At 69.1% G+C, this 24883-nt stretch carries 25 protein-coding genes; 14 read left to right on the plus strand and 11 right to left on the minus strand.

Annotated elements, in window-relative coordinates; translation table 11 throughout:
• Positions 1–340 precede the first annotated feature (340 nt).
• The 4 genes from ABZ909_RS04460 to ABZ909_RS04475 all read left to right on the plus strand — a co-directional run bounded on the left by ABZ909_RS04460 (position 341) and on the right by ABZ909_RS04475 (position 3606).
• Positions 341–667, plus strand: coding sequence for a rhodanese-like domain-containing protein (locus ABZ909_RS04460; RefSeq protein ID WP_356996320.1), 327 nt, complete (start codon positions 341–343; stop codon positions 665–667).
• An 18-nt stretch (positions 668–685) separates the two neighbouring features.
• On the plus strand, positions 686–1783 hold the full coding sequence (locus tag ABZ909_RS04465; protein ID WP_356996194.1) for a DUF4328 domain-containing protein: 1098 nt from the start codon (positions 686–688) through the stop codon (positions 1781–1783).
• On the plus strand, positions 1780–2547 hold the full coding sequence (locus ABZ909_RS04470) for a glycerophosphodiester phosphodiesterase (protein WP_356996195.1): 768 nt from the start codon (positions 1780–1782) through the stop codon (positions 2545–2547). The genes ABZ909_RS04465 and ABZ909_RS04470 overlap by 4 nt, the downstream gene beginning before the upstream one ends.
• 141 nt (positions 2548–2688) lie before the next feature.
• A complete protein-coding gene (locus tag ABZ909_RS04475; RefSeq protein WP_356996196.1) occupies positions 2689–3606 on the plus strand; it encodes a DUF5926 family protein in 918 nt (305 codons plus the stop codon).
• Positions 3607–4025: 419 nt separating this feature from the next.
• On the opposite strand, the gene ABZ909_RS04480 is transcribed toward ABZ909_RS04475, so the two are convergent.
• The 3 genes from ABZ909_RS04480 to ABZ909_RS04490 form a co-directional block, all read right to left on the minus strand.
• The gene (locus ABZ909_RS04480) at positions 4026–4574 is read right to left on the minus strand and encodes a ferritin (protein ID WP_356996197.1); all 549 of its coding nucleotides are present in this window, start codon (positions 4572–4574) and stop codon (positions 4026–4028) included.
• Positions 4575–4971: 397 nt separating this feature from the next.
• Positions 4972–5766, minus strand: coding sequence for a CPBP family intramembrane glutamic endopeptidase (locus ABZ909_RS04485; protein WP_356996198.1), 795 nt, complete (start codon positions 5764–5766; stop codon positions 4972–4974).
• A 34-nt stretch (positions 5767–5800) separates the two neighbouring features.
• On the minus strand, positions 5801–6571 hold the full coding sequence (locus tag ABZ909_RS04490; protein ID WP_356996199.1) for a DUF2470 domain-containing protein: 771 nt from the start codon (positions 6569–6571) through the stop codon (positions 5801–5803).
• A gap of 115 nt (positions 6572–6686) precedes the next feature.
• Here ABZ909_RS04490 and ABZ909_RS04495 point away from each other — a divergent pair, with 115 nt between their 5' ends.
• The 3 genes from ABZ909_RS04495 (at position 6687) to ABZ909_RS04505 (ending at position 8767) form a co-directional block, all read left to right on the plus strand.
• Positions 6687–7106, plus strand: coding sequence for a hypothetical protein (locus tag ABZ909_RS04495; RefSeq protein WP_356996200.1), 420 nt, complete (start codon positions 6687–6689; stop codon positions 7104–7106).
• A gap of 84 nt (positions 7107–7190) precedes the next feature.
• On the plus strand, positions 7191–8108 hold the full coding sequence (pheA, locus tag ABZ909_RS04500) for a prephenate dehydratase (protein ID WP_356996201.1): 918 nt from the start codon (positions 7191–7193) through the stop codon (positions 8106–8108).
• Positions 8105–8767 carry a histidine phosphatase family protein gene (locus ABZ909_RS04505; RefSeq protein WP_356996202.1) on the plus strand — a complete coding sequence of 221 codons (663 nt, stop codon included), beginning with the start codon at positions 8105–8107 and terminating at the stop codon, positions 8765–8767. Before pheA ends, ABZ909_RS04505 begins: the two co-directional genes overlap by 4 nt.
• Here ABZ909_RS04505 and ABZ909_RS04510 read toward each other — a convergent pair.
• From ABZ909_RS04510 to ABZ909_RS04535, 6 genes are all read right to left on the minus strand, one after another.
• Positions 8764–9513 (minus strand): ESX secretion-associated protein EspG, encoded by a 750-nt coding sequence (locus tag ABZ909_RS04510; RefSeq protein WP_356996203.1) that lies wholly within the window; start codon positions 9511–9513, stop codon positions 8764–8766. The two genes, ABZ909_RS04505 and ABZ909_RS04510, sit on opposite strands and share 4 nt — an antisense overlap.
• Positions 9514–9575: 62 nt before the next feature.
• A complete protein-coding gene (locus tag ABZ909_RS04515; RefSeq protein ID WP_356996204.1) occupies positions 9576–10748 on the minus strand; it encodes a PPE domain-containing protein in 1173 nt (390 codons plus the stop codon).
• Positions 10749–10763: 15 nt separating this feature from the next.
• Positions 10764–11075: a PE domain-containing protein gene (locus ABZ909_RS04520; protein WP_356996205.1), complete on the minus strand. Its 312-nt coding sequence runs from the start codon at positions 11073–11075 to the stop codon at positions 10764–10766.
• A gap of 80 nt (positions 11076–11155) precedes the next feature.
• The gene (locus ABZ909_RS04525; RefSeq protein ID WP_356996206.1) at positions 11156–11509 is read right to left on the minus strand and encodes a metallopeptidase family protein; all 354 of its coding nucleotides are present in this window, start codon (positions 11507–11509) and stop codon (positions 11156–11158) included.
• 19 nt (positions 11510–11528) lie between these two features.
• Positions 11529–12575: a septum formation family protein gene (locus ABZ909_RS04530; RefSeq protein WP_356996207.1), complete on the minus strand. Its 1047-nt coding sequence runs from the start codon at positions 12573–12575 to the stop codon at positions 11529–11531.
• 299 nt (positions 12576–12874) lie between these two features.
• A complete protein-coding gene (locus tag ABZ909_RS04535) occupies positions 12875–14464 on the minus strand; it encodes a GMC family oxidoreductase N-terminal domain-containing protein (protein WP_356996208.1) in 1590 nt (529 codons plus the stop codon).
• 290 nt (positions 14465–14754) lie between these two features.
• On the opposite strand from ABZ909_RS04535, the gene serS reads away from it, so the two are divergent.
• The 5 genes from serS to ABZ909_RS04560 all read left to right on the plus strand — a co-directional run bounded on the left by serS (position 14755) and on the right by ABZ909_RS04560 (position 21168).
• On the plus strand, positions 14755–16014 hold the full coding sequence (gene serS, locus ABZ909_RS04540) for a serine--tRNA ligase (protein WP_356996209.1): 1260 nt from the start codon (positions 14755–14757) through the stop codon (positions 16012–16014).
• A 75-nt stretch (positions 16015–16089) separates the two neighbouring features.
• On the plus strand, positions 16090–17958 hold the full coding sequence (locus ABZ909_RS04545; RefSeq protein WP_356996210.1) for a bifunctional diguanylate cyclase/phosphodiesterase: 1869 nt from the start codon (positions 16090–16092) through the stop codon (positions 17956–17958).
• Positions 17959–18106: 148 nt separating this feature from the next.
• Positions 18107–19363: an MFS transporter gene (locus ABZ909_RS04550; protein WP_356996211.1), complete on the plus strand. Its 1257-nt coding sequence runs from the start codon at positions 18107–18109 to the stop codon at positions 19361–19363.
• A gap of 138 nt (positions 19364–19501) precedes the next feature.
• Positions 19502–20431 carry a DMT family transporter gene (locus tag ABZ909_RS04555; RefSeq protein ID WP_356996321.1) on the plus strand — a complete coding sequence of 310 codons (930 nt, stop codon included), beginning with the start codon at positions 19502–19504 and terminating at the stop codon, positions 20429–20431.
• 59 nt (positions 20432–20490) lie between these two features.
• A complete protein-coding gene (locus ABZ909_RS04560; protein WP_356996212.1) occupies positions 20491–21168 on the plus strand; it encodes a MauE/DoxX family redox-associated membrane protein in 678 nt (225 codons plus the stop codon).
• 50 nt (positions 21169–21218) lie between these two features.
• On the opposite strand, the gene ABZ909_RS04565 is transcribed toward ABZ909_RS04560, so the two are convergent.
• The gene (locus tag ABZ909_RS04565; protein WP_356996322.1) at positions 21219–22763 is read right to left on the minus strand and encodes a Rieske 2Fe-2S domain-containing protein; all 1545 of its coding nucleotides are present in this window, start codon (positions 22761–22763) and stop codon (positions 21219–21221) included.
• Positions 22764–23220: 457 nt separating this feature from the next.
• On the opposite strand from ABZ909_RS04565, the gene ABZ909_RS04570 reads away from it, so the two are divergent.
• Together ABZ909_RS04570 and ABZ909_RS04575 are read left to right on the plus strand one after the other, a co-directional pair.
• A complete protein-coding gene (locus tag ABZ909_RS04570; protein ID WP_356996213.1) occupies positions 23221–23967 on the plus strand; it encodes a lysophospholipid acyltransferase family protein in 747 nt (248 codons plus the stop codon).
• 33 nt (positions 23968–24000) lie between these two features.
• A complete protein-coding gene (locus ABZ909_RS04575) occupies positions 24001–24276 on the plus strand; it encodes a DUF397 domain-containing protein (RefSeq protein WP_356996214.1) in 276 nt (91 codons plus the stop codon).
• On the opposite strand, the gene ABZ909_RS04580 is transcribed toward ABZ909_RS04575, so the two are convergent.
• A complete protein-coding gene (locus ABZ909_RS04580) occupies positions 24230–24883 on the minus strand; it encodes a hypothetical protein (protein ID WP_356996215.1) in 654 nt (217 codons plus the stop codon). The two genes, ABZ909_RS04575 and ABZ909_RS04580, sit on opposite strands and share 47 nt — an antisense overlap.

The following is a 24883-nucleotide window of genomic DNA, read 5'->3' on the forward strand; positions in this document are numbered from 1 at the left end:
TCTTGCCTGGCCGGACCGAGGATTTCCGTTTTTCGACAGTGTTGTCGTTCTTTTCGAGTGCGAAAGGAACCATGTGCTCACCTGCGGCGTCAGACTGAATGGGGCCTTCTGGGACAGGGGCCCGAGGTCGGCCGCTCCGGGACGGGGGAGGGGACTTCCGGATCGGCCGACCGGACGAATCGGTCATCTATCAACCTGTGGATCAGGTTGTGGATTATGTGGATAACTCCCGAAACCAACCCTGCGCAGGGACGGAACTCCACAGCCCTCGCGCGCGCGTGGCAGGATCGAATCCGTGACGAACCCCCACGTGCCCACGGTGCCGATCGACGCGGTTCCCGTGGAATTCGATGCCGCGGACGGCTGGGGTTCGGCCGCGCCCGTGCCCGCCCAGCTCCTCGACGTCCGCGAGGACGACGAATGGCAGCTCGGCCGCGCGCCCGGCGCCGTTCACATCCCCATGACCGACGTGCCCGCCCGGCTCGACGAACTCGACATCGATGCCGAGATCTACGTGATCTGCCGGCAGGGCGGACGGTCCGTACCGGTGGTGGAGTACCTGAACCAGATCGGCTACGAGGCCGTCATGGTTACGGGTGGCATGGTGGCCTGGCAGCAGACCGGCCGGCCGCTCACCGGTGACGGCCCCGAGGCGAAGATCTACTAGGCGCGGAGAGGTGGAGCGATGAACGGGGGACAGGTGGGCCGATCGCGATCCGCCGTCGTACAGCCGTGCGCCCGCTGTGGCGCGCGCTGGGCGGTACAGGGCAAACCGCTGCACTGGTGCCCGCGCTGCCACGGTGTCCTGCTCTCGCCCGCACCGGTGGACGCGCCCGCCGACCGGCGCAACTACCGCTGGGTGGCCCGCCCGCCCGGCCGCAGAACCCATGGCCCGCAGCCGGTCCGGCGTCCGGGTCCGCTGCAGACGCCGCGGTATCACCGGATTCCACAGTGGGGCCTGCAAGATCGGCCCCCGGAGGCGGCCGCCACACCGCATCGTCCGCTGGCCGCGCTGAGTGACCGCATCACCGTGCTGCTGCCGGCCACGGCCGGTGTGTTCATGTTCTCCGCCCTGGCCGAGCTGGGCCGGTACGGCGTGCTGCTGCACAACCGCACCCGCCTCATCCCGCCCTGGCTACTGTGGATTTCCGATGCGGCCGTGACGGTTTCCGCGGTAATCGCGTTGGCGTCGGCGCTGGTGTCGGCGGTGGCGCTGGTCGGCTGGCTCACCGAAACCCGCCGCGTCGCGTACGCGAGTGCGGGCGAGTCGGATCCGCGGTCGCTGCGTGCCCTGGTGCTGGGCTGTGTGGTGCCGATAGTGAACCTGGTGTGGCCGGGCATCTTCCTGACCGAGGCGGCCCGGCTGCGGTCGGCCGGCGGCGAGGATCCGCGGCTGCTGCGAGCGGTCCGGATCTGGTGGGCGGCTTGGCTTCTCAATGCGGTGCTGGTGCTGGTGGCGATCCTGTACCGGTTCGCGTCCTCGCTCCAGGTGCAGGCCGACAGCGTGCTGGCGAGCATGTGGACCGATCTGGTCGCGGCCGGTGTCGCGGTGGCCTCGCTCGGGCTGGTGCACGCCTTCGCGGGCCTGGATCTGCGGGGCCGACCGAAGGCGCTGCGGCGCTGGGTGATCGCCACCGGGCCCGCGCGACCGGTGATCGAACCCGTGCGACGCGCGCCCACCGCTGCGCTCGGGAATGATGCAGTCGTCGGGGATGATGCAGTTTCCGGGGATGACGCAGAGGCGTCCCCGGAAGCGGAGCAACAGGAGGTAGTTGCGAAGTGAGCCGGGCCAGTCGTGCGCCGTTCGTGGTCGCGCACCGGGGGGCGTCGGCGGCGCGACCCGAACACACCCTCGCCGCCTACGATCTCGCCCTGCAGGAGGGCGCCGACGGTGTCGAATGCGACATCCGCCTGACCAGCGACGGGCACCTGGTCTGCGTGCACGACCGCACCGTGGATCGCACCTCGAACGGATCGGGCGCGGTCAGCGAAATGACCCTGGAGGAGTTGAAAACCCTCAACTTCGGGACTGCGGAGGAACCGGAGGGTGTGCTCACACTGTCCGAGCTGATCGAGCTGGTGCTGGACTGGAAGAGCCGTCCCACCAAGCTTTTCATCGAGACCAAGCACCCGGTCCGCTACGGGGCGCTGGTGGAGACCACGCTGCTGACCGAGCTCACCCGCTACGGCATCGGCGCACCCGCCTCGGCGGATCACTCACGCGCGGTGGTGATGTCGTTCGCCGCGACCGCGGTCTGGCGGATTCGCCGTGCGGCCCCGCTGCTCCCGACCGTCCTGCTGGGCGAATCCTCCCTGTACCTGTCCGGCGGCGCCGCCCACACCGTCGGCGCGACCGCCATCGGCCCGTCCGTGCGCACCCTGCGCGAGCACCCGGACCTGGTCGACAAGGCCGCCGCCGCGGGCCGCGCCACCTACACCTGGACCTGCGACGATCCCGAGGACGTCCAGCTCTGCGCCGATCTGGGCGTGGACTGGGTCGCCACCAACCACCCCGCCCGGACGAAAGCCGTCCTGGCCAACGCCTGAATTCGCCCGGACCCCACGTTCGAGCACAGATAACACGAACGACTTCCTCGCCCTTACTCCCACAACCACTTTCAGTAGGAATTCCCGCGAACCCTGCCCGGAGCGAAGCGGAGGGCCAAAGACCCAGTAGGTTTGCCAGTCATGGGTAAGAGCAAGCGCAACAGTCCCAAGCCGGACTCCAATCGGGCGCAGAAGCTGGCCGCCCGCCGCGCCGAACAGGAGGCGGCGGCGCAGGTCGTGACGCGTCCCTTCGAGGGCTTGGCCGCCGAATGCGATCTGGTGGCGCTACGGGAGTTCGTGCCGTCGGCGACCGCGATCTTGAAGCTTTCGCCGAATGTCGCCGCGGAGCGGGCCGTCACCCTCGCCACCGTGCTGCCGGGCGCGGTCGCCGCGCTGGTGCGGGCCGGTGACGAGCCGATCGGTTTCGTCGGCACGCAGGTGCAGTTCCAGTCCGGCGATCCGGCCGCGGATCTGGCCGCCGCCGTGCTGTGGACCCAGTCCGCCACCCCTGGCGAGTCGCTGAACGCCGCGACCGTGGACGGCACGCCGCGGCTCACCGAGGTGCTGGATCCGGGCGCGGCCCTGGACCTGACCGTGCACCAGGATTTCAACTGGTGGGTGCCGGCGGGTGTCACCCCGGATCCGCAGGTGGCCGCCACCATCGAGCAGGCCAATCAGGCCATCATGCCCTCGGCCCGCCTGGAGCTGGGTGCGGACGCCGTCGGCGCGGCTTGGTGGGTGGACGCCGGCGAGAAGGCGCACATCCGCTGGGTGCGGCCGGAGGACGAGGACCAGCTGATGCTGGCGCTGGCCCGGCTGCATGCGGCCGGCGATCTGCACCTGGGTGAGGGTTCGCGCTTCGCGGGCTCGTTCCGCACGCACGGCCTGCTGGTGCCGGTCTTCGACCTGGACCCGGAGCGGCACGCGAGCGAGTGGGAGGGCCCGGCCCGCGAGTTCGGTGCGAAGCTGGCGACCGCGCTGAAGTCGGACGCCCCGCTGACCTCCGAGGAGCGCCGCTCCCGCGACGGCCTGCGGTCGCGCCAGGTCACGCTGCGCTGACACTTGCGGGCAGAGCACCCGCGGTACCGGCACGGTCCGGGCCGTTCTCCGATGAACTGGATTCACTCGGTGAACGGCCCGGGTTTTGCGGCGATTTTCTGAAAAGCACCTGTTTCGCTCCGAGTGCTCGGTTAGGTTCTCTTCACCCCGGAAGTTCGGGGGGATCCGGTGATCATCACACCGGATATCAGATGAGGAGAAGAACCATGGATGCCATTCTGGCCGTGGTCAAGTCGCTGTTCGGTACGTTGTCCGCGAACGCCACCGGCACCGTCACAGTGCCGCAGAAGTAAGGAAAAGGCGGGTACGTATCGCACGAGCACCGAGCACATGCAACAGGCCCGGTCCAGCGCAAGGGACCGGGCCTGCTGTGTCAATCCACCGGGCCGGGAACCGAATTACCTTCGGCCCACAGGTAATTACAGCGAGCCACCCGCGGCGTGCGGCGCACCGGACGCGTCCTTCGGACCGCTCATTTCCCGCTGTACGAAATTCTCCAGGTCGAACAGATTCGCGCTGGCCCGCTCGGCGACGGTGAGCAGGGTATTCATGGTCGCGACTTCTTCGACCTGTTCCTTCAGGAACCACTGCATGAATTGCTCGCCCAGGTAGTCGCCCTCTTCCCGGGCGGTCCTGGCGAGCTGGATGACCTGCTCGGTGACGGCCTGCTCCTGTGCGAGCGCCAGCGCGATGGGCTCCTTGGCATTCGCGAATTGTGAAGTGGCGGCTTCGGTTCCGGGCATCTCCACGGCGATGTCGTGATCGATCAGGTACTGCGCGATCATCATCGCGTGGTTACGCTCTTCGACGGCCTGCTTGTAGAAATACCTGGCCAGGACCGGCAGATCGGCATTGTCGAACCACATCGCCACCGCGATGTACTGGTGTTCGGCATTGAATTCGTTGCGGATCTGATCCTGGAGCAGGGCCTGGAACTTGCTGCGCTTGGTTTGGATTCGGGTGGACATGCGGACGACATTAATCGCGGGTCAAACCGCGTGTCAGCCAAGTACAGCCTTATTGAGTACAGCCTTAATGAGGCAAGTGTTGCCTAAATTATTCCTAGCTCCCGACCTTGGTGATCAAGTCCTGCTGAACCTGCTGATCCTTGGTGTCGGATCACCTGAGTCGGTTCTATGCCCGACCCGTCGTCGTCAACGGGCCGGCCGTCCCCGGGTGGCCGCTGAGACGAAGGTCTCTGCGATTGCCAGAGATTCGCTGCTGGTCGAGGCGGATACGTCGGGGGCTCGCCCGGGCGTCCCGGCGGCGGCTCCCGGCGCATCCGTGCAAAGTGCTGGGGGTCGTCGCCGTTCATCACTGGAAACGGTACCGACCGCGGCGCCCGCGTGGCTCGTTCCGATTGGATCACGGCAGCCAGGAGACGTGTCCGTGCAGGAAGGTGTACCCGATGTAGGCGATCGTGTCGATGAGCGCGTGCGCCAGCAGCAGCGGCCAGAGCCGGTTGGTGCGCTGCCAGTAACGACCGAAGATCAACCCCATCACCAGGTTTCCGAGCCCGCCGCCCAGACCCTGGTACAGGTGGTAGCTGCCGCGCAGGATCGCCGACGCGAGCAGTGATCGATTCTCGGTCCACCCGAGGGCCCGCAGCCGCGAGATCAGGTAGGCGACGACCAGTACCTCCTCGGCCGCCGAGTTCGCCCACGCGGACAGCACCAGCACCGGCAGCCGCCACCAGTGCGCGAGCGAACTTGGCACGATGGTGACGCTCACACCCAGTGTGTGTGCCGCGAGATACAGTCCCAGCCCGGGGATTCCGATCACGGCCGTGAGCGTGAGTCCCGGAAGCACGTCCGCCCGCCAGCGCAGCCGCCGCACCAGCCCGATCGCCCGCGGCGCGATCCCGCTGCGCCACAACAGATAGAGTCCCAGCGCCGCCCAGCCGAGCAGGCGGGCCACGCTCAGCAGCTGGAAGAGCAGGTCGATGGTCGACCGGGTGGCTCGCGACGCATTCAGCGCGATGGTCTGCCCGCCCACCCCGCCTGGCGCGAGGGCGCTCTCGAGCAGCGACAGTGCCGCATTGGCCCCGCTCAGCCCGAAGGTGACGACCAGCACCACCGCGATCTCGAGTTTGATCGCCCGCCGGCCCGGTTCGGACGATTCGGGCGCGGGCCACACGGGTGCGGGATCAGCCGAAACCATGCCCGCCAATCTAGGCGGGCGCCCGGCGAACCCGTCAGATGCGGTGCAGGCCGCCGCGGAAGGGGTTGCCCGCCAAGGCGCGTACCGCGCGGGCGAGGGATTCGATGTCGTGCGCCGGGGCCTCGAACGGGATGCGGATGTCGTGGTCGGCCTCGATGGCCTCGACACGCAGGGTGACGCCGTAGCGGTCGATGGCCAGCGGATGGATGAGGGCCCCGCGGCGCAGGGCGTGCGGTAGGCGGCGGGCCAGGCGATCCACCACATCGGGGTGATCGGCCTGAAGGTGTTGCAGCCAACCGGCTTCCAGTGCGCAGAACGGATCCGGACGGGCGTCGCGCAGCTGCTCGCGGTCGACCGAGTCGGCGCCGTTGGTGTCGGCCACCACCGCGGAGTCGATGACCAGCCGCAGCAGGACCGCCGTGTGGCCGACGTCGAGCAGGTCCGGATGCGGATGGTCGGCGGCGACCGCGCCGGCCAGCGCGCGCTGCGCGTGCGAGGGCACGGCGTGCGCCCAGCCACGCAGCCAGACCAGGGCGCGGACGCGTTCGCGCAGCGGCAGGGGGGCCTGGTCGGTGAGTTCGAGGACCGCGGGGGATCCGTTCGCGCCGCAGCCGCGCACGAGACCGGCGGCGGTGGAGTTCATCGGGACCGCCAGCACCATGTCCCCGCGACGCCGCAGCAGGTGCACGGAGGTGGGTACCGGGTCGACGCCGGGTAGGGCCAGCACCGCGCTCTCGGCGTGCGCGCAAGCGGTGTGCGCGCGTTCGGCGGTAGTGGGTGCGACGACCTGGGCCGCGGGTGGCATACACACCTCCGGGAGGAAAATTAGGCAAACCTAAGCTAAGTGACGTGGGTCGCGTGCGCAAGGACTTACCGGGTGGCCGCGCCGGCAACGTCGCGCCGATCGCTACCGTGAAGGCGTGCCGCACGACTCGTCCCCCGCGCCCGAACCGATCGCCCTCACCCTGTCCGTCCCGCCCCGCCCGGCCCGCGGACTGACCGAGGAGCTGGTCCGCCCGGTCTCCGCCGATCCGGGTGTCGAGGTGCTGGACCTGGCGCTCGACGACGAGGCGGTGTCGGAGTTCCTGGTGCGAATCGTGCACGGCGACAGCGGTTTCGTGGCCCGCACCGACTCGGGTGGGCGCGCGCTGGCGGGTGTGGCGGCGACCGTGGCCGCGCTTTGCGGCGAGGACATTCGCGCCGCGCTCGCCGCACCGGACATCCCGTTCCTCGCCGGGCTGAAACCGCCCGCGGTCGAGGCCTTCCGTGAGGTGCTGCTGGCCATCGAAACCGGCGAGGTCGCGGCCGTGACCGCCGTGCTCGCCGGGCTGGGCGGTTGAACCCGCCGCGCCCGGGGGTGCGAAGTTACCCAGGAGTTGGCCAAAGCCGGGGGTGACCGGGCGCACGCAAGTAATGTCGTAACCGTGCCGCGTATCGCCTACTTCGGGCCGTCGGGAACCTTCACGGAGATGGCCCTCGCCAAACTGGAGTCCACCGGAGTCTTCGATGGACCGGTCGAGCGTGTCCCGGCCCCGAGCCAGGGCGCGGCCGTCGAGCTGGTGCGGGCCGGTAAGGCCGCGGGCGCGGTGGTGCCGATCGAGAGCTCGGTCGAGGGCTCCATCGCGCCGACGCTGGACGCGCTGGCCGTCGGCCCGCGGCTGCAGATCATCGCGGAAACCGACCTGGATGTGGCCTTCACCATCGTGGGCCGTCCCGGCATCGAGCTCGACGAGGTGCGCCGGATCGCGGCCTACCCGGTCGCGGCCGCGCAGGTCCGCATATGGCTGGCCGTCACCATGCCGCTGGCGCAGCTGTACACCTCCGCCTCCAATGCCGCGGCCGCCGAGGACGTCGTCGCCGGGCACGCCGATGCCGCCGTCTCCACCGCGCTGGCCGGCGCCCGCCTGGGGCTCACCACCCTGGCCGACGGCGTCGCCGATGTCGATCGGGCCATCACCCGCTTCGTGCTGGTCGCCGCCCCGCAGCCGGCGCCGCCGCGCACCGGGACCGACCGCACCTCCATCGTGCTGGAGTTGGCCAACGAGCCGGGCTCGCTCATGCGCGCCTTCGCCGAATTCGCCACCCGCGGTATCGATCTCACCCGCATCGAATCCCGGCCCACCCGCACCGGCATGGGCACCTACCGCTTCTACCTGGACTGCGTCGGGCACATCGACGACGCCGCGGTCGCCGAGGCACTGAAGGCACTGCACCGCACGGCCGCCCGGATCCGATTCCTCGGCTCCTGGCCCGCCACCGCGGCCACCGGCACCCCGCCGCCGCCGGACGCACCCGGCGCGGTCTGGCTGGCCGATCTGAAGAAGGGGGTGGCCGACCTGTGACCGGCAAACTCATCCTGGTCCGGCACGGTGAAACCGAGGGCAATGTCGGCAAGATCCTCGACACCCGCCTGCCCGGCCTGCCGCTCACCGAACGCGGTGTGGCGCAGGCGAAGAGCTACGGTGCGAACCTGACCGTCCCACCGCAGCGGCTGTTCTCCTCGGCCGCGCTGCGCGCGCGGCAGACCGGCGGCTACATCGAGGCCGCCACCGGTGTCGCACTGGATGTGCTGGAGGATCTGCAGGAGGTGCAGCTCGGCGACCTCGAGGGGTTGAACACCCCGGCCGCGCACGAGGAGTTCCAGAAGGTTTATCACGCTTGGCATTTCGGTGATCTGGGCGTCCGGGTGCCCGGTGGCGAATCCGGTGAGGACGTGCTCGCCCGCTACGTACCGGCGCTGCAGCGACTCCGCGACGACTATCTGAGCCGCCCGGGCGCCCACGATGTCATCGTGGTCAGCCACGGCGCGGCCATGCGGCTGGTTTCGCGCGAATTGACCGGGGTGCCCAGGCCTTTCGCGGCCAACAATCACCTGGACAATACCGAGACCATCGAGCTGCAGCCGTTCGAGGACGGCATCTGGGAGTGCACCCGCTGGGGCCGCTATGCCGCACCGTTCGGCGACGTCATCGCGGCCGGCGGCGACGACCCCATGGGCTAGGCCAGGAATTCCGTTCGCAGCGGCAGGGATTCGATGAGATCCCGCAGCGCCGTGCGCAACCGGGCCGGGGTGCCGCCCGCCAACGACGTCCACTTCGTCCCGTCCGCTCCGGTGCCGGTGATGGCGAGAAAGCGGCCGTGCCGGGTGTTGTACACCGCGAGGTGGGTGCCCACCACGTCGCGCGAGCCGTCGCCGTAGCGCACGCCGACGATCTCCGCATGCGAATTCACCTGCACCAGAGCCGAAGCGAGGACCGGTGCGTCGCGGGCCGGTGTGCCTACCTCGGCCAGTCGCGCGGCCGTGGCGGCGGCATCGCCCGCGTCGTCGAACACGGGGGCCAGATCCCCGGTGGGTGCGTTCATTCCGGACAGTTCCAGCGCATCGGCCGGGCCGAGCGCGGCCATCACGGTGCCCGGGAGATCGTGACCGGCCTCGTCGACGACATAGGAGCCGGGGCCGCGCAGCGCCACCACCTCGAAGTCGTCGCCCTTGGCCAGGCAGCACCGGTTGACCTGTCCCGCCACATACCAGCGCAGGGCCAGCACCCAGTGCGGCCGATATAGCACGCGCAGTCGTTCGGCCAGTTCCGGATGTACCTCGTCGCCGTCGAGCAGTTCACGCTCGGTCAGGGCGGCGGCCGCTGCGGACATGGCGGTGTCGTGGTCGGCGGCATTGTCGTAGCGGCCCATGGCAGCCAGCACCACGGGCAGCTCGTCGATCCCCAATGTCTCCAGGAGATACTGCATTTCGTCGAGTGAGAGCGTGACCGAACGCAGCGTCGACGGCCCGCGGCTCGCTCCGAGGACGGTCACCGGTCGGCCGGCGGGTCGCCGCCGATGACCGCGGGCGCGATGCACCGGCCGTCGGTGAACACCTCCACCGAGCGGCCGTAGTCGTGGCCACGGTGCGACTCTTCCTCGTCACTGCCCCGGGTGCCGAGCAGTGGGCTGGCTCCTGCCGAACGGACCGACGCGGTCGCGGCCGGGGTGGTGGTCACGGTCCCGGGTTCGGCGATCGGTGCCGCGGGAGTCGGTGCGCCACCGGTGTTTCCGAGACCCGTGCCCCAGCCCTCGGGCAACTTCAGTGTGCCCGCGCCATTTCCGATGTGCACCGACACGCCGCCGCCGGTGACGGCCACCGCCTGCGTGGCCGGTGCCGCACCGCCCGCGCCGGTGGCCGCGGCACCCGCGCCCGCCGTGACCGGCAGGTCGGAGGTGCCGAGGCCGGACGTCTGCGTCACCGTGTTGACGACGGCGGTAATCGCCGTGCTCGCAACGTTTCCCGCGCTGGTGACCACCGTCCCCGCCACCTGCGCGACCTGTGACAGGGCACCGGTGACGGCCGGATTCTGCGCCAGCGCGGCGGCCGCGCCGAGCGCCGCCTGCAGCGGATCGCCGCCATTGGTGAGCACGTCCCCGCCCGCATCGGCCGAGCCCGCGCCCAGGGCGATGGGCGGCGGCATCAGGAACTGGCCGGGCGTGGCCACCATCAAACTCGTTGCGGCCTCATAGGTTTCCATCACCAGCGCGGCCCGGATGTCCAGCGCCAGCTTGGCCGCCTCGGCCGCCTCCGCGGTGCCGTTGAGGGCGCCGCCGCTGGAATAGGCGGCCACCCGTGCAGTTTCGACGGCCGTGATCTCCGGCAGGCTCGGCATGGCGAGGGCGGCCACGGTGTATGCGGTGGCATTGGCGGCTGCCTTGCCCGCCAGCACGCCGGCCATGACGGCCTGCTGTTCCGCCCACACGGTGAAACCGCCCAGCCGGGCCAGCACATTGAGCCCGTTCAGTCCCTCGAGACCGACACCGATCTCGGCCATCACCCGCGCCACCGTGGTGGTGGCGTCCACCCAGGAGGCGGTGAGCGCGCCCCAGGCGCTGCCCGCGGCCACGATCGGAATGGCGTGCGCGCCGGCATTGAGGCAGAGGGAATTGAATTCGGCCATCCGAGGCAGCCAGAACACCCCGGTGATTCCCAGCGTCATGCGTGCGTCTCCTCGTCAGACCTGGATCGCGGCGATGCCGGCCGCGCGCACGGCGTCCTGGGCCAGGTACTGGGCCAGCTGGCTCCGCAGGGTGGCGGCGGCGTGATGCAGTTCGAGAATGCCCTGGGCGACCGAGTGGTCGTGGGTCAGTGCGGCATTGTTGAAATGCGCTGCGGCCAGGAAGGACACCTCTTCGGTGCCGGAGGGAAGCACATGGGTGGCCGGAGCCGTCGCGCTCGCGGCCGCGGCGAGGCGTTCGGCGAGCAGTTCGAGTTCCAATGCGGCCGCGAGGATGACCTCGGGCTGCACCAGGACGTGGCCGACCATGATCGGGCTCCCTTCTCCGTTCCACCCCGGTTGTGAAGATTGGACGCGGAGGTTTGCCGATCGGTTCCCGGCGCGACTGGTCAGCCCCAGCCCAGCTGATGCAGGCGCTCGTCGTCGATCCCGAAATAGTGCGCTATCTCGTGAATCACTGTGATCGCCACCTCTTCGACCACCTCTTCTTCGCTGTGACACATCCCGAGGATGGCCTCGCGATAGATGGTGATGGTGTCCGGCAGCGCGCCCGCGTAGTGGCTGTAGTCCCGGTCGGTAAGGGCGATGCCGTGGTAGAGACCCAGCAGGTGGGGGTCCTCGTCGCTGCGCGGCTCGATGAGCACCACCACATTGTCGATCGCTCGTGCCAACTCCGGCGGAATCAGATCGAGGGCGTCGCCGACCAATTCCTCGAAGCGGTCGTCGGACATGGAGACGGGCATGCCTACAGCTTCCGCCGCATCACCGCGGCTGGGGGATGACCGGCGGGGCGGCGCCGGGCAGCGGCGGCGGGGTGTAGCGGCCGTTGTTGGGCGGCGGCACCGGGGCCTGGCCGTCGATCTGGATGTCGCCCTTGGCCGATCCGGTGATGGTGGCGAAGCCCTCCTGATCGGCGCCCTTGCCGACCATGCAGTTGAGGCTGCGGGAACCGGCCAGCCAGCTGCGGGTGTCGAGCGCGTCCCAGAACAGGGTGAGGGTCTTGTTGCGCAGTGCGTCGGGGGCGCCGAGGTAGTCGCCGGCGTCCTTGGCGCACTCGTCCTCCATGAACTTGTCCTGATCGTCCTTCGAGGGCGGGCCGCCATTGAAGTGGGTGGCCAGGTCCACAGTGGAGACGATCTCGAAGGCGTGCGGCTGGGTGCAGTCGACCGGATCGGTGGGCAGGTTGGACTTGATGCCGATGCAGGTGCCGATGTCGTAGACCTTGGACTGGTTGATGTCGCGCACGCTGCCGGTGATGGGCTTGGTGGCGAGGCCCTGGCTGCCGGAGACCTGCAGGCCGCAGCGCAGCGTCCGCTCGCCCGCCTTCCAGCCCGCCTCACCCGGATTGATCAGGCCGACAACGAATTTGCCGCGCGGGTCGAGGCGGCCGTCGAGGTATTCCTGGGCGGCGCTGACACAGTGCTCGTCGCGCAGTTCGGAGAAGCGCAGCGAGTCCGGGAAGCGGGAGCCGGGCCCGAATTCCTTACCGGGGTACTTGCTCAGGTCGATGTCGGCGGTGACCTCGAACAGGTGCTTGCTGGCGCAGTCGACCTTGGTGAGGTCGCCGGCATTGGCCTTGGACCAGGTCAGGCAGTCGCCCTGCCTGGCGGTGCCGAAGGCCGCACCCGCGACCGCGCCGGTGGGCTGGGCGGCCCCCGGCGCGTGCGCCTTCACGCGATTGGAGTCGAAGCCATTGGAGACGAACATGGTGATGAGCACGGCCAGGGTGACGCCGAGCGCCATGGCCAGCAGCCCCCACCGCACCGTCGACGCCGAGAGCGGACCGTTCTGGTCCAGCCTGGATTCCATGGCGCGGAGCGGTGTCAGCAAACGATCCAGCGCCGTCGGTTTCCGACGATTCGGCGGCCCGGGGCGCTGCGAGGACGGAGGCGCGGGCCACTGCGGAGGCATCTGTTGCTCAGGCATCGCGGCTCATCCTATTTGCCTCCGCTTCGCTCCGGCGGGTTCGCGGCCCTGCTAGCTCGATTCTTCCCTCCTCCGCTTCGCTCCCCCGCTCCAAGGCGGAGGTCTATTCCAGCCGCAGTCCAGAATCGAGCCGGGCCGCGAACCTGCTGGTGGGCTGTGCTTCGGCCGTCAGTTTGGGGGCCTTACGACAGGATGAGATCGGCCGCCTTCTCGCCGATCATGACCGCCGGGGCGTGGGTGTGGCCGCGGGTGATCACCGGCATGACCGAGGCGTCGGCCACACGCAGGCCCTCGATGCCGCGCACCCGCAGTTCCGGATCCACCACACTGGATTCGTCGCGGCTCATGGCACAGGTGCCGACCGGGTGGTACAGCGTGTGCGAGTGGTCCTCGAGGCAGCGCCGCAGCACCTCCTCCATCGGGGTGTCGGAGGCGACGGCCGGCTGCATGAGCTCGCCGATGTGCTCCTTCAGCGCCGGCTGGTTCGCCAGTTCGGTGCAAATGCGCAGCCCCGCGAGCAGGGCGGCGCGGTCGGCCGGCTCGGCGCAGTAGCGCGGGTTGATGCGCGGCGCGGTGAACGGGTCCGGGGAGGTGAGGGTGACGCTGCCGATGGATTCCGGCTTGAGCAGCACGGCGGCGAAGGTGAGGGCGTGCCCGTCCGGATCACCCAGTCCCTCGGCGATATACGGGGCGGGCGCGAAGATGAGTTCCAGGTCGGGCAGGTCGAGATCCTCGCGGCTGCGCGCGAACCCGTAGGCCTCACCGATGTTCGATGTCAGCTGTCCGCGCCGCAGCACCAGGTAGTTGGCGAGCTCGAGCAGGTTCTTGTCCGCGCCGTAGAGGCTGCCCGCGCCGGTGCGGTAGACGATGGGCGCGGCCAGGTGGTCGCGTAGGCCGCGCCCTACCTCGGGCAGGTGCTGCACGACGGGGATGCCCAGCTCCTGCAGCCGGTCGCCGTCGCCGATGCCGGAGAGCATGAGCAGCTGCGGGCTGTTGATGGCGCCGCCGGACAGGATGACCTCGCGCTTGGCGGTGATCTGCTTGGTCTCGCCGCCGACCCGGAATTCCACCCCGGTGGCGCGCTTGCCGTCGAACAGCACCCGGGTGGCGTGCGCGTCGGTGACGACGGTGATGTTGCGCCCCTGCAGGCGCGCGGGCCGCAGGTAGGCGTCGGCGGTGCTCCAGCGCGAGCCGCGCTTCTGGGTCACCATGGTCTGCGAGAAGCCTTGTGGCCGATCCTGATTCGCGCGTTCCACCGGGTATCCGGCTTCCGCGGCGGCCTGCAGGTAGGTGTGGGTGAGCGGGCGCGGGCTGCGCTGGCGGGAGATGTGCAGCGGTCCCTTGCGGCCTTCACCGGGTTCGCTGGCCTCCTCGACGGCTTCCATGCGCTGGAAGATGGGGAGCACCTGCTCGAAGGACCAGCTCGGTCCGGCGTATCGGGCCCATTCGTCGTAGTCGGCGGCGAAGCCGCGCACCCACATCATGGCGTTCATGGAGGAGGAGCCGCCGAGCATCTTGCCGCGCGGCCAGTAGACGCGCCGGTCGCTGAGTTCGGGCTGGGGTTCGGTGCGGTAGTTCCAGTCGTTGGGTCCCTGGAACAGCTGGTTGAACGCCGCGGGAATGTGGGCGAATTTGTCGCTGTCCTCGCCGCCGGCCTCCAGGACCACGACGCTGACGCCGGGTCGCTCGCTCAGTTTCGCGGCCACTGCGGCCCCCGCGGATCCGGCTCCGACGACCACGAAATCGGCGGTGTGCGGGGTGTATTGGGGCATGCTCACTCCTCGGAAAGACCACGGCGGAGCCGCTGCCGGACTCCCTGCCGTCCCATGCCGCTAACCCTAGGGCGCGAATCCCCCGGTCGTGGGCCGGATGGGTCGGATCAACTCGAAGGTTCGCGGCCCGGCTCGATTCTCGACTGCGCTCCGGCTCCCCGCGCTCGGAGCGGGGGAGCGAAGCGGAGGAGGGGAGGAGGGAAGAATCGAGCTTCCAGCTCCATGGGCCTGCGCCTTGGCCGCGAACCCGCCGGAGCGAAGCGGAGGCGATCAAACTACGCTCGATAGCCATGATCGACCTTCGATTCCTGCGGGAAAACCCGGATGTGGTCCGCGCGTCGCAGCGTGCTCGCGGTGAGGACCCCTCCTTGGTGGATGCCCTGCTCGAGGCGGATGCCGCCCGTCGCGCCGCGGTCGCGACGGCCGACAATCTGCGCGCCGAGCAGAAGGCCCTGGGCAAGAAGGTCGGCAAGGCTTCCCCGGACGAGCGTCCGGCGCTGCTGCAGCTGGGTCAGGAACTGTCGGCGAAGGTGAAGGAGGCCGAGGCCGCCGAGACCGCCGCGGACGCCGACCTCGACGCCGCCCAGCGCGCGCTGTCGAATGTGGTCCAGGAGGGCGCGCCCGCCGGCGGCGAGGACGACTACATCGTGCTCGACACGATCGGCACGCCGCGCGAGTTCGATTTCGAGCCCAAGGATCACCTGGACCTGGGTGAGTCGCTGGGCGTGATCGACATGGAACGCGGCGCGAAGGTGTCGGGCTCGCGTTTCTACTTCCTCACCGGCAACGGCGCACTGCTGCAGCTGGGCCTGTTGCAGCTGGCCGCGCAGAAGGCGGTGGCCAACGGGTTCACCATGATGATCCCGCCGGTGCTGGTGCGTCCGGAGATCATGCAGGGCACCGGCTTCCTGGGCCAGCACGCCGCCGAGGTCTACCACCTGGAGGACGACGACCTGTACCTGGTCGGCACCTCGGAGGTGCCGCTGGCGGGCTACCACTCGGGCGAGATCCTGGATCTGAGCGCGGGCGCCAAGCGCTATGCCGGCTGGTCGTCGTGCTTCCGCCGGGAGGCGGGCAGCTACGGCAAGGACACGCGCGGCATCATCCGCGTGCACCAGTTCGACAAGGTGGAGATGTTCGTCTACACCACCCCGGATCAGGCCGACGCCGAGCACAAGCGCCTGCTGGCCTGGGAGCAGGAGATGCTCGCCGCCATCGAGGTGCCCTACCGCGTCATCGATGTGGCCGCCGGCGACCTGGGTAGCTCGGCCGCCCGCAAATTCGATTGCGAGGCTTGGATTCCCACGCAGCAGACCTACCGGGAGCTCACCTCGACGTCGAACTGCACGACGTTCCAGGCCCGTCGCCTGAATGTCCGGTACCGGGACGAGAACGGCAAGCCGCAGATCGCCGCGACCCTGAACGGCACTTTGGCCACGACTCGGTGGATTGTCGCTTTGCTGGAAAACCACCAGCAATCCGATGGTTCGGTGCGGGTGCCCGCTGCGCTGGTGCCTTTCGTCGGCACCGACGTGCTGGCACCTCGCTGAATATTCGCTACTCGGTGTGGCTTATTCCGCCGGTTGTGTCTACTGGTGGCAGGGCTTGTGTCTAGGCTAGGCAGCGTGCGAGGAATCGGGTCCCGCGGCGATACCCGGACCCGGGTACGGGCGGCATCGGCGCTGGCGACGGCAATGGTCATGGCTCGGACCACCGGGGCGTTCTACGTCATGGGCGGGGTCCTGGGCCTGGTTCTGACTGCGGTCGCTCCGGGTAACGAGGGCAATCGGCCTCTGGTGGGTGCGGCGGCGTTCGTGGCGCTGCTGTTGGGTATCAGTCTGCTGATCTGGGGTCCGCGGCTGCCGCATTCGGTGCATCACTCGTATGTGGCGACCGCGACCGTGCTGGTGACCGTTGCGGTGCACTGGTTTCCGAATACGGTCGGCGCGATCAGTCTGGCGGCGTTCTATGTGTTCGTCGCCTGTGATGCCGCCATCTTCTTCTCGTGGCGCTGGCTGGGCGGGCACATAGCGTTCGCCATCGCCTGCTGTCTGTGGGTGGTGCCGTCGCGCGGGTTGCCGTGGTGGTCGGGCATCATTCCGGCGGGTATCACGTTCGGAATCGGCATCGTGGTCGGCATTTTGACGCGCATGGCGTCGGACGCCGACATCGATGTGCTGACGGGGCTGCTGAACCGGCGTGGTTTCGATCGGGCGCTGAGCAATGCCATCGCGCACGCCACCCGCACCGGCCAGGGCCTGGCCCTGGTGCTGGTGGACCTGGACCGCTTCCAGAAGATCAACGATCACCTCGGGCACCGGGCCGGTGACGCCGTGCTGCGGCGGGTGGCCGACAGCTGGTCGAAACTGCTTGCGCCGGAGCAGCGGCTGGCCCGCTACGGCGGTGACGCGTTCGCGCTGCTGCTGCCCGGGACCACCGAGCAGGCCGCGATCCTGCTGACCGAGGAGCTGCGGGCGGCCGTCACCACCGGCTGTTCCGCGGGTGTGACGTCCTGGCAGCCGGGCGAATCCGGGTCGCTGCTGGTGTCGCGCGCGGATGTGGGCCTGTACCGGGCCAAGCAGGCGGGCCGCAATCGCACGGTGCTGGAGTCCTCGCGGCAGCTACCGCTGGCGGTGGAGCTGCGGGAGGCCATCGATCGCGGCACGCTGGACGTGCAATACCAGCCGATCGTCAGTCTCACCGAGGGCGCGACCCGCGCGGTCGGCGTGGAAGCCTTGCTGCGCTGGTCTTCCCACGCGCAGCCCGATGTGACCACCGAGGGGCTGATCCGGGTCGCCGAGGAATACGACCTCATCTCGGATCTGGACGAGCTGGTGCTGCGGCGTGCCTGCGCCGATGCCGCCCGGTTGCAGGAGACGTTCGCCCAGCTGGATCTGACCCTGAATGTCAATGTGAGCGGGCTGGAGCTGGCCGAAACCGAGTACGCCGACCGGGTTTCCGGCATCCTCGCGGAAACCGGCTGGCCCGCCGAGCAACTGGTGCTCGAGGTGACCGAGAGCGAGCTGGCCGCCGAATCCGAGACGGCCATCGCGAACCTGCACAAGCTGCGCGAGTTCGGCGTCCGCATCGCCATCGACGATTTCGGTACCGGCTACTCCTCGCTGAGCCGGCTGGCCACGCTGCCGTCGGACATCCTCAAGGTGGACCAGTCCTTCGTGGCGTCCATCCGATCGGATTCCCCGGCGCCGCCGCTGCTGGGTGTGATCGCGGCGCTGAGCAAGTCCTTGGACCTGCAGGTCATCGCCGAGGGCGTGGAGACCGACTACCAGGCCGCCGTGCTGACCGAGCTCGGTTTCGCTCTGGCCCAGGGCTACCACTACAGCGATTCGCACCCGGTGTCCGAGCTCATCAACGACCTCAATGACCGGCACGGTCTGGTCGGCGCGGCGGTGTCGGAGGGCGAGCCGTCCACCAATGGCTGGATCCCGCTGGACAATTCGCTTGACGGTGGGGCGCCCGGCGTGCAGGGTTGATCTCATGCGGCTGCTCATCTACGCCTGTTGATTCGTACTCCATAGTGCGCTGCCCCGGGCTCACGCCGAACGCGTGGGCTCGACATGTGCACCGACCCACCCGATACGGGAACCAGCCCACTCGCTACGCGCACTGACGCTGCGGGCGATGCTGTTCGCCGTCACGGCGGATCTGATCCCGCTCTACGCGATCTACGCGCTGTTGTTCGCCGACCACGGCCTGAACGCGGCGCAGATCTCGTCGCTGTTCGCCATCTGGTCCGCGACCTCGTTCCTGCTGGAGATTCCCTCCGGCGCCTGGGCCGACACGGTCTCGCGGCGTGGCCTGCTCGTCCTGTCGGGTGCGCTGCTGGCCGCGGGCTTCGCCGTGTGGACGCTGTACCCCTCCTACCTGGGATTCGCCGTCGGCTTCGTGCTGTGGGGCACCTCGGGCGCGCTCCGCTCGGGCACCTTCGAGGCGCTGATCTACGACGATCTGCACGCTCGTGCCGCGACGGCCGAATACCCGCGGCTGATGGGCTATGTCCGCGCCGCCACCGAATCGGCCGCGCTGGCTGGCATTCTGGTGGCGGCCCCGCTCTACGCGTGGGGCGGCTACGTGCTGGTCGCCTGGTCCAGCGTCGCGATCGCCGCCGCGCACACCGTCACCGCGGCACTGCTGCCGACCGCACCGAAGTCGGTGTCCGCGGCGGAGGTCGAGGAGCTCGAGGATGTGGACGACGCTGCCGAGGACGCGGATGACGGTGTCGCCGAATCGGAATCCGGTGGCTACCTGGCAATGCTGCGCACGGGGCTGCGAGAGGCCATGCGTGTGCGGGTGATTCGGCGCGGCGTGATCCTGGTGGCGCTGCTGAACGGCATCACCGCGTTCGACGAATATTTCGCCCTGCTGGCCGATCACGCCGGCGCCGGCCCGTCCCTGTCCGCGGTCCTGGTGGGTGTCACGGTGGCCGGCGCCCTGGCCGGCGCGACGCTGGCGGGCCGCACCGAGGGCATATCGGAGCGAGTCATGGCTGCGGCGTTGGTCGTGGCCGGTGTCCTGTTCATCACCGGCGCGCTGCTGGCGGGCGCGGGCGCCCACCACCCGCAGGCGATGTATGTGCTGACGGCCGTGGGCTTTTCGGCGGTGGGCATCGCCTACGGCATCGACTACAACGCCGATGTCATCGCCTCGGCCCGCCTGCAGGACGCCATCTCGGGCCCGGCCCGTGCGACCGTGACCTCGGTGTCCGGCTTCGCCACCGAAATGATCGCCCTGCTGGTCTTCGCCTTCGCAGCATTGGCCACAACCTGGCTGTCACTGCCTGTGATGGTCGCTCTGCTCGGTGTACCGCTGCTGCTGGCCGCGGCACTGGTCCCCACCTGGCTACCCCGGGCGGCGTCGGTCGTCGGACGCTCGGGGTAGTGCCGCGTGTGGTTGGGGGTCGTCCTGTGCTGGAACGGGATCCGAGCACAGTGCGGCGCGGTGTGTCGCAGCGATGCGCGACATGATCTGGTCGATCGCTGCTGTGCCGGGGAAGGCGGGGACAATCGGGCGGTGGCGATGCGGCGGTGGGTGGGGTTGGGGTTCGGGGGGTCCATCGGCGCGGCCGTGGCCATTCAGGCGCGGATCAATGGGGAGCTCGGACACCGGCTGGGGGATGGGATTGCGGCGGCCACCATCAGTTTCGGGAGCGGGTTGCTGATCCTGGCCGTCGTGTTCGCGGGCAGCGGGCGCTTGCGTGCCGGGGTCGGGCGGGTGCGGGCCGCGCTCGGTACCGGTGAGTTGCGGTGGTGGCAGCTGCTGGGTGGGCTGTCGGGCGCGTATTTCGTTGCGTGCCAGGGGCTTACGGTGGCGACCATCGGGGTGACGGCGTTCACGGTGGCCGCGGTGGCCGGGCAGCTGGTGAGCAGCCTCGTGGTGGATCGGCTGGGGTGGGGTCCGGGCGGACCGACGCCGGTGACGGCCGCGCGGATCGGTGCGGCGGTGCTCGGGCTGGTCGCCGTGCTGCTCGCGGTGGTCGGCCGGAGCGGCACCGGCGCGGTCGCCGGGCAATCGGCGGCCTCGATGCTGCTGGTGGCGTTGCCGCTGGTCGCCGGCCTGCTGGTGGCTTGGCAGCAGGCGGTGAACGGCCGGGTGGGTGCGGTCGGCGGGCCGCTGTCGGCGACGCTGGGCAATTTCGCGACCGGCACGGCGGCGCTGGTGGTCATCGAGGCGGGCGTGCTGGTCCGGCGCGGTGGTCTCGGGCCGCTGCCGAGCGAGCCGTGGCTGTATCTCGGTGGCCTGATCGGGATTTCGTTCGTGGCGCTGGCGGTGCTGGTGGTCCGTTGGATCGGGGTGCTGCTGCTGGGCCTGACCTCGGTGGCGGGCCAGCTGCTGGCGTCGCTGGTGCTGGATGTGGTGGCGCCGACCGGGGTCGCGGTCTCGGCGTCGGCGATCATCGGCTGCGTGCTGACCTTCGTGGCGGTCGCCGTGGCCGCTCGATCGCGCTGATGAAATCTGTTCCCCTGATTCGTAATTCGCTGTCCACATGAGTGTGCGATGGTGCGATCATGGCTATCGACTACGTGGTGTGGGTCGCGCGTCTGGTGCTGGCCGTGGTGTTCGGCGTTTCGGCGTGGGGAAAGCTCGCCGATGGGCCCGGCACCCAGAAGGCGGTGGGGGAGTTCGGGATCCCGCTGACCTGGGTACCCGCGGTGGCCTGGGCGCTCCCGGCGGTGGAGGCCGTGGTGGCGGTGGCGCTGCTGCCGCCGTGGACGGCGGCCGGTGCGGCGCTGGTGGCGATACTGCTGCTGGGGATGTTCACCGGGGCGGTGGTACGACTGCTGCGTCAGGGAAAACGGCCGGTCTGTTCGTGTTTCGGGGCCGCCAGCGCCGCGCCGATCGGGCGGGGCACGGTGGCGCGCAATATCGTGCTGATCGCCCTGGCCGGCGTGACGGCGGTGGCGACGCTGGCGGAGCCGCAGGTGCCGGGCGGTCTGCCGGTGGATCACGTGGTCGCGATGGGGGTGGCGGCCGGATTCGGCGCGGTGCTGGTTTCCCTGTGGGGTGAGCTGCGGGCCCTGCGCCGGCGCCTGGACGAGGAGGTGCTGTCGACCCTGGGGGAGGAGGGACTGCCGCCGGGTGCCGTCGCGCCGGAATTCCAGGTGCTGAAGACCGCGAGCGGCCGGCCCGGAGGCCGCGCTGCGGTATCGCGTGCGCGGGACGTCATCGGGCGTCCTGATCGATGAGCAGAGCCGGGTCGCGGCCGATGCACCGGGCATCGGCCGCGATCACCGGGTCAGGCCAGTTTCTGCGAGCGCAGCTCGTGGCCCTTGGAGGTCTTGCAGCGGCCCGATTCCAGGTCCCACTGCCAGCCGTGCAGGTTGCAGGTGAGCGTATTGCCCTCGACCACACCGAATTTCGACAGGTCGGCCTTGAGGTGCGGGCAGCGGCGCTGCACCTCCCAGCCGTCGAGCTCGGTGGAGGCGGAATCGTCGTGCGCCTCGGCGAACCAGCCGTCGGCGTAGGCGATGCGCTCGTCGGTGAGGCACTTGAAGAAGGTGTAGAGGAATTCGTTGTAGCCGCCGATGCGCCAGGTGGTGAAGCGCGTCGACAGGAAGATGGTGTTCACCCAGTCCGGTTCGTCGTCACGCAGCACGGTGCGCACCAGCTGCGGGTCGATGCGGAATCCGTAGCGGTACTTGCCTTCTCCCTCGATGGGCTCGCGCACCACCCGCTTGGGGAAGTCGAGCACCACGGTCTCCTCGCCCATGACCAGGCCGACCGGGTAGCCGATGCCGTCGCAGATGACATCGCTCTGCGCCATGATCGGCTCGAACTTGGCCTTGAGCGCGGGTAGCAGCGGCTCGCCCTCGGCCGGGGCCCAGGTGGCTTTCTCGGCGGCCAGCACGGGAGCCATGCGCTGGGCCATGGCCTCGATGTAGGCGGCCTTGTCGCCGTAGATGGTGTCCGGGTCGACCGGGTGGGTGAGCGAATTCAGTTCCTTGCCACGCAGATCCGCGGTGGAGCCGGGGATCATGAGCAGCCCGCCCTCGTTGCCGTGGATCTTCATCTGGTCCAGGAAGACGATCTGGTCGGGGAAGATATTGCCCTCGTCGCCGCGGTCGTCGTTGAGGTAGCGCAGCTCGTCGTCGAGGAAGACCGGCGGGCCGGCCGACGGGACGACCCAGGTGGCCCCGACCTGTTCGATGTAGGAGCGGCATCGGTCCATGCCGCGCTGGCGCTTCTGCTTGCCGAAGTTGGCCTTGGTCTTGGTCGGAATGTCGTAGACCATCGGGTACCAGATGGCGCCGGAGTACTGCAGCAGGTGGATGTCCACGTGCCCGAAGGCGTCGTGCAGCACGTCCATGTCGACGGGCCGGGCGTCGTTCATGTTGAAGCACACGGTTTCCCCGTCGGCGACGACCAGGGCGGAGTCGCCGATGGGGCCATCGGCGGGCGCGCGCAACGCGATGATCATGATGTCCAGGTCGCCGCCCGGACCGGTGACGGTGGTCTTGACCGAGTCCTCGGTCTCCACGAACTTGGTGAAGCCGAGCTTCTCGAGCTCCCGCTTGAGGTCCGGCACCGGGTAGTCGGGCAGCAGGACGGTGGCGTCCTTGTTGACCTTGTCGGCCAGATGCTTGGCGTCCCAGTGGTCGCGGTGCAGGTGCGAGACATAGAGGAAATCGCAGTTGCCGAGCTCGTCCCAGTCCAGCTGGGTGTTGTCGGGGAATGGGAACCACGATCCGAAATAGGCCGGATTGACCCACGGATCGCACAGGATCGTTCCGGCAGCGGTTCGAATGTGGAATCCGGCGTGTCCGACGCTGGTGATCTGCACGAGCTTCATTCCTCCCTGACCGTTACCAGCCACCCAGAGTACTGGCTAGCCGGAGACGTCGCCGATGCAGTAACCCTCGGAGCCCGACTTCAAGGTGTATATCTGCTTTGTCTGGCTTCCGGCGCCGGTGGCGACCGGTACCGACACGGTGATGTACCCACCGCGAGGCCACTCCGACCTGATGTACTGGTCCCCGAAGGTCCTCACCGTCCCCGGCTTCGACGGGTTCACCGCCAGCGGCGCGGTGCCCGGGTTCCCGGTGCCGTCCGGATCCCAGGTCCGGCCCGCGGCCCAGACCAGCGCCGGCGGCGGTCGGCCAGTTCGTCCAGTCCCCTTCCCCGCGGGTCGGTTTTTCCACTCGTGCGAACCCTTTTCAGTGCCGAGAAGTCACATCAACTGAATTGTTGTTGCCGGGATCACTGGATGCCGCGCGGGCAGCGACTACGCTAGCGGAACTGTGGAACCCGTCTACTACCCCGTCATCGGGCTCGCCCGCACGATCTTCGCGCTGCAGGGCCTGAAGTTCGCCGTCAAGGGCGACGAAAACATTCCGGCGACCGGTGGCGCGGTGATCGCGATCAACCACACCGGGTACATGGACTTCACCTACGCCGGTCTGCCCGCGCGCACCACCGGGCGCTATATCCGTTTCATGGCCAAGAAGGAAGTCTTCGACAATTCCATCTCCGGCCCGATCATGCGTGCCCTCAAGCACATTCCGGTGGACCGTGCGGCGGGTGCGGAGTCGTACCACGAGGCCGTCAACCGCCTGCGCGCCGGCGAACTGGTCGGCGTCTACCCCGAGGCCACCATCAGCCGCAGCTTCGAACTCAAGGAGTTCAAGTCCGGCGCGGCCCGCATGGCCATCGAGGCCGGCGTCCCCATCATCCCCATCGTCATCTGGGGCGCCCAGCGAGTGTGGACCAAGGGCTTCCCGAAGCGCCTGGGCCGCACCAACACCCCCATCTCCATCGCGGTCGGCAAGCCCATCTCCCCCTTCGAACCGGCCTCGGCCCTGACCGAGCAGCTACACAAGACCATGTCGGAAATGCTCCTGGACCTGCAGAAAGACTACGTCCACGAGCCCAGCGCGTACTGGGTGCCCGCGCGCCTGGGCGGCAGCGCCCCCACCCTCGAGGAGGCCAACGCCATGGACGCCGCCGAGGCCGCCGAAAAAGCAGCCCGCCGCGCCCAGACCGAATAGCTCTCTCGAAAACCGGAAACGGCCTGTCGCGGGGTGGAGCACCCCCGTGACAGGCCGTGTCCCGTTCAGCGATCGCTCGCGCGGAACAGCGGCCGTACGGACACCAGGGTCCGTAACGCCCTATTCCGCAAGAGCAGCAAAAGCGGCAACGGGCCCGACTGTGTCGAGGTTGCCTTCCTGGCCGACGGCGATGTCGCAGTGCGCCACTCGAAAGCACCGCAGGCGTCCGGAATGGCGAATTCGAGCGGCCGTGATCGGCGGGTCAACTCGGGTCGGAGCCGCGGACAGCGGAGAGCCAGGTGGCCGTGACTGCCGCTATGACCATGGCGGCGGCGAATGCGGGTGGGCCGCCGCCCGCTATGTAGACCCAGAGGAGCGCGGCGAAGGGGGCCGCCACCGCTGATTGGGCGTCGAGGAGCAGGCGGCGGGAGAACTTGTCGCGGCCGAGGGCATCGGGGTCGGGGCGGACAGGGTTGTCGATGAGGCGGCCAGGTGGTTCCGAATCACGCAGGCGTCCGGAGGGATAGAGGCGGTGACCGTCGAGATAGACCGCCCGGACCGAGCATTCGGCCGATGACTTGGTGAGAGTCGGCAGGATGGGGTCGAAATACACGGGTAGCCAGCGGGTCTTGCCGCTCGCGGTGAACTCCAGCCAAGAACGGCTGACCAGACGATGCTGTTGCCGGACTCGGCTCACCGTCAGCGTGCGGGATCGGGCGGCATCGGCCTGCCCGGTACTCGCATGTTCGGAGACAATGGTGCGGGACAGGCCCGCAGGCAGGTAGCCAAGGGCGACGCACAGTCGAAAACCGCTGTAGCCCATGATGATCAGTGCCACCGTGCCCAGCATGGCCAGCTGCTCCGGATCGGCGAAAGGGACCCAGGCGAGGGTGATCGCCAGGGTCCCGATCGTCAC

Source organism: Nocardia sp. NPDC046763 (genome assembly GCF_040645495.1).
Classification (GTDB): Bacteria; Actinomycetota; Actinomycetes; order Mycobacteriales; family Mycobacteriaceae; genus Nocardia.

Coding starts and splice junctions, on each gene's coding strand:
- ABZ909_RS04465 (WP_356996194.1), top strand. CDS start 686: ATGAACGGGGGACAGGTGGGCCGATCGCGATCCGCCGTCGTACAGCCG.
- ABZ909_RS04475 (WP_356996196.1), top strand. CDS start 2,689: ATGGGTAAGAGCAAGCGCAACAGTCCCAAGCCGGACTCCAATCGGGCG.
- ABZ909_RS04480 (WP_356996197.1), bottom strand. CDS start 4,574: ATGTCCACCCGAATCCAAACCAAGCGCAGCAAGTTCCAGGCCCTGCTC.
- ABZ909_RS04485 (WP_356996198.1), bottom strand. CDS start 5,766: ATGGTTTCGGCTGATCCCGCACCCGTGTGGCCCGCGCCCGAATCGTCC.
- ABZ909_RS04490 (WP_356996199.1), bottom strand. CDS start 6,571: ATGCCACCCGCGGCCCAGGTCGTCGCACCCACTACCGCCGAACGCGCG.
- ABZ909_RS04510 (WP_356996203.1), bottom strand. CDS start 9,513: ATGCAGTATCTCCTGGAGACATTGGGGATCGACGAGCTGCCCGTGGTG.
- ABZ909_RS04515 (WP_356996204.1), bottom strand. CDS start 10,748: ATGACGCTGGGAATCACCGGGGTGTTCTGGCTGCCTCGGATGGCCGAA.
- ABZ909_RS04520 (WP_356996205.1), bottom strand. CDS start 11,075: ATGGTCGGCCACGTCCTGGTGCAGCCCGAGGTCATCCTCGCGGCCGCA.
- ABZ909_RS04525 (WP_356996206.1), bottom strand. CDS start 11,509: ATGCCCGTCTCCATGTCCGACGACCGCTTCGAGGAATTGGTCGGCGAC.
- ABZ909_RS04530 (WP_356996207.1), bottom strand. CDS start 12,575: ATGGAATCCAGGCTGGACCAGAACGGTCCGCTCTCGGCGTCGACGGTG.
- ABZ909_RS04535 (WP_356996208.1), bottom strand. CDS start 14,464: ATGCCCCAATACACCCCGCACACCGCCGATTTCGTGGTCGTCGGAGCC.
- serS (WP_356996209.1), top strand. CDS start 14,755: ATGATCGACCTTCGATTCCTGCGGGAAAACCCGGATGTGGTCCGCGCG.
- ABZ909_RS04550 (WP_356996211.1), top strand. CDS start 18,107: ATGCTGTTCGCCGTCACGGCGGATCTGATCCCGCTCTACGCGATCTAC.
- ABZ909_RS04555 (WP_356996321.1), top strand. CDS start 19,502: ATGCGGCGGTGGGTGGGGTTGGGGTTCGGGGGGTCCATCGGCGCGGCC.
- ABZ909_RS04560 (WP_356996212.1), top strand. CDS start 20,491: ATGGCTATCGACTACGTGGTGTGGGTCGCGCGTCTGGTGCTGGCCGTG.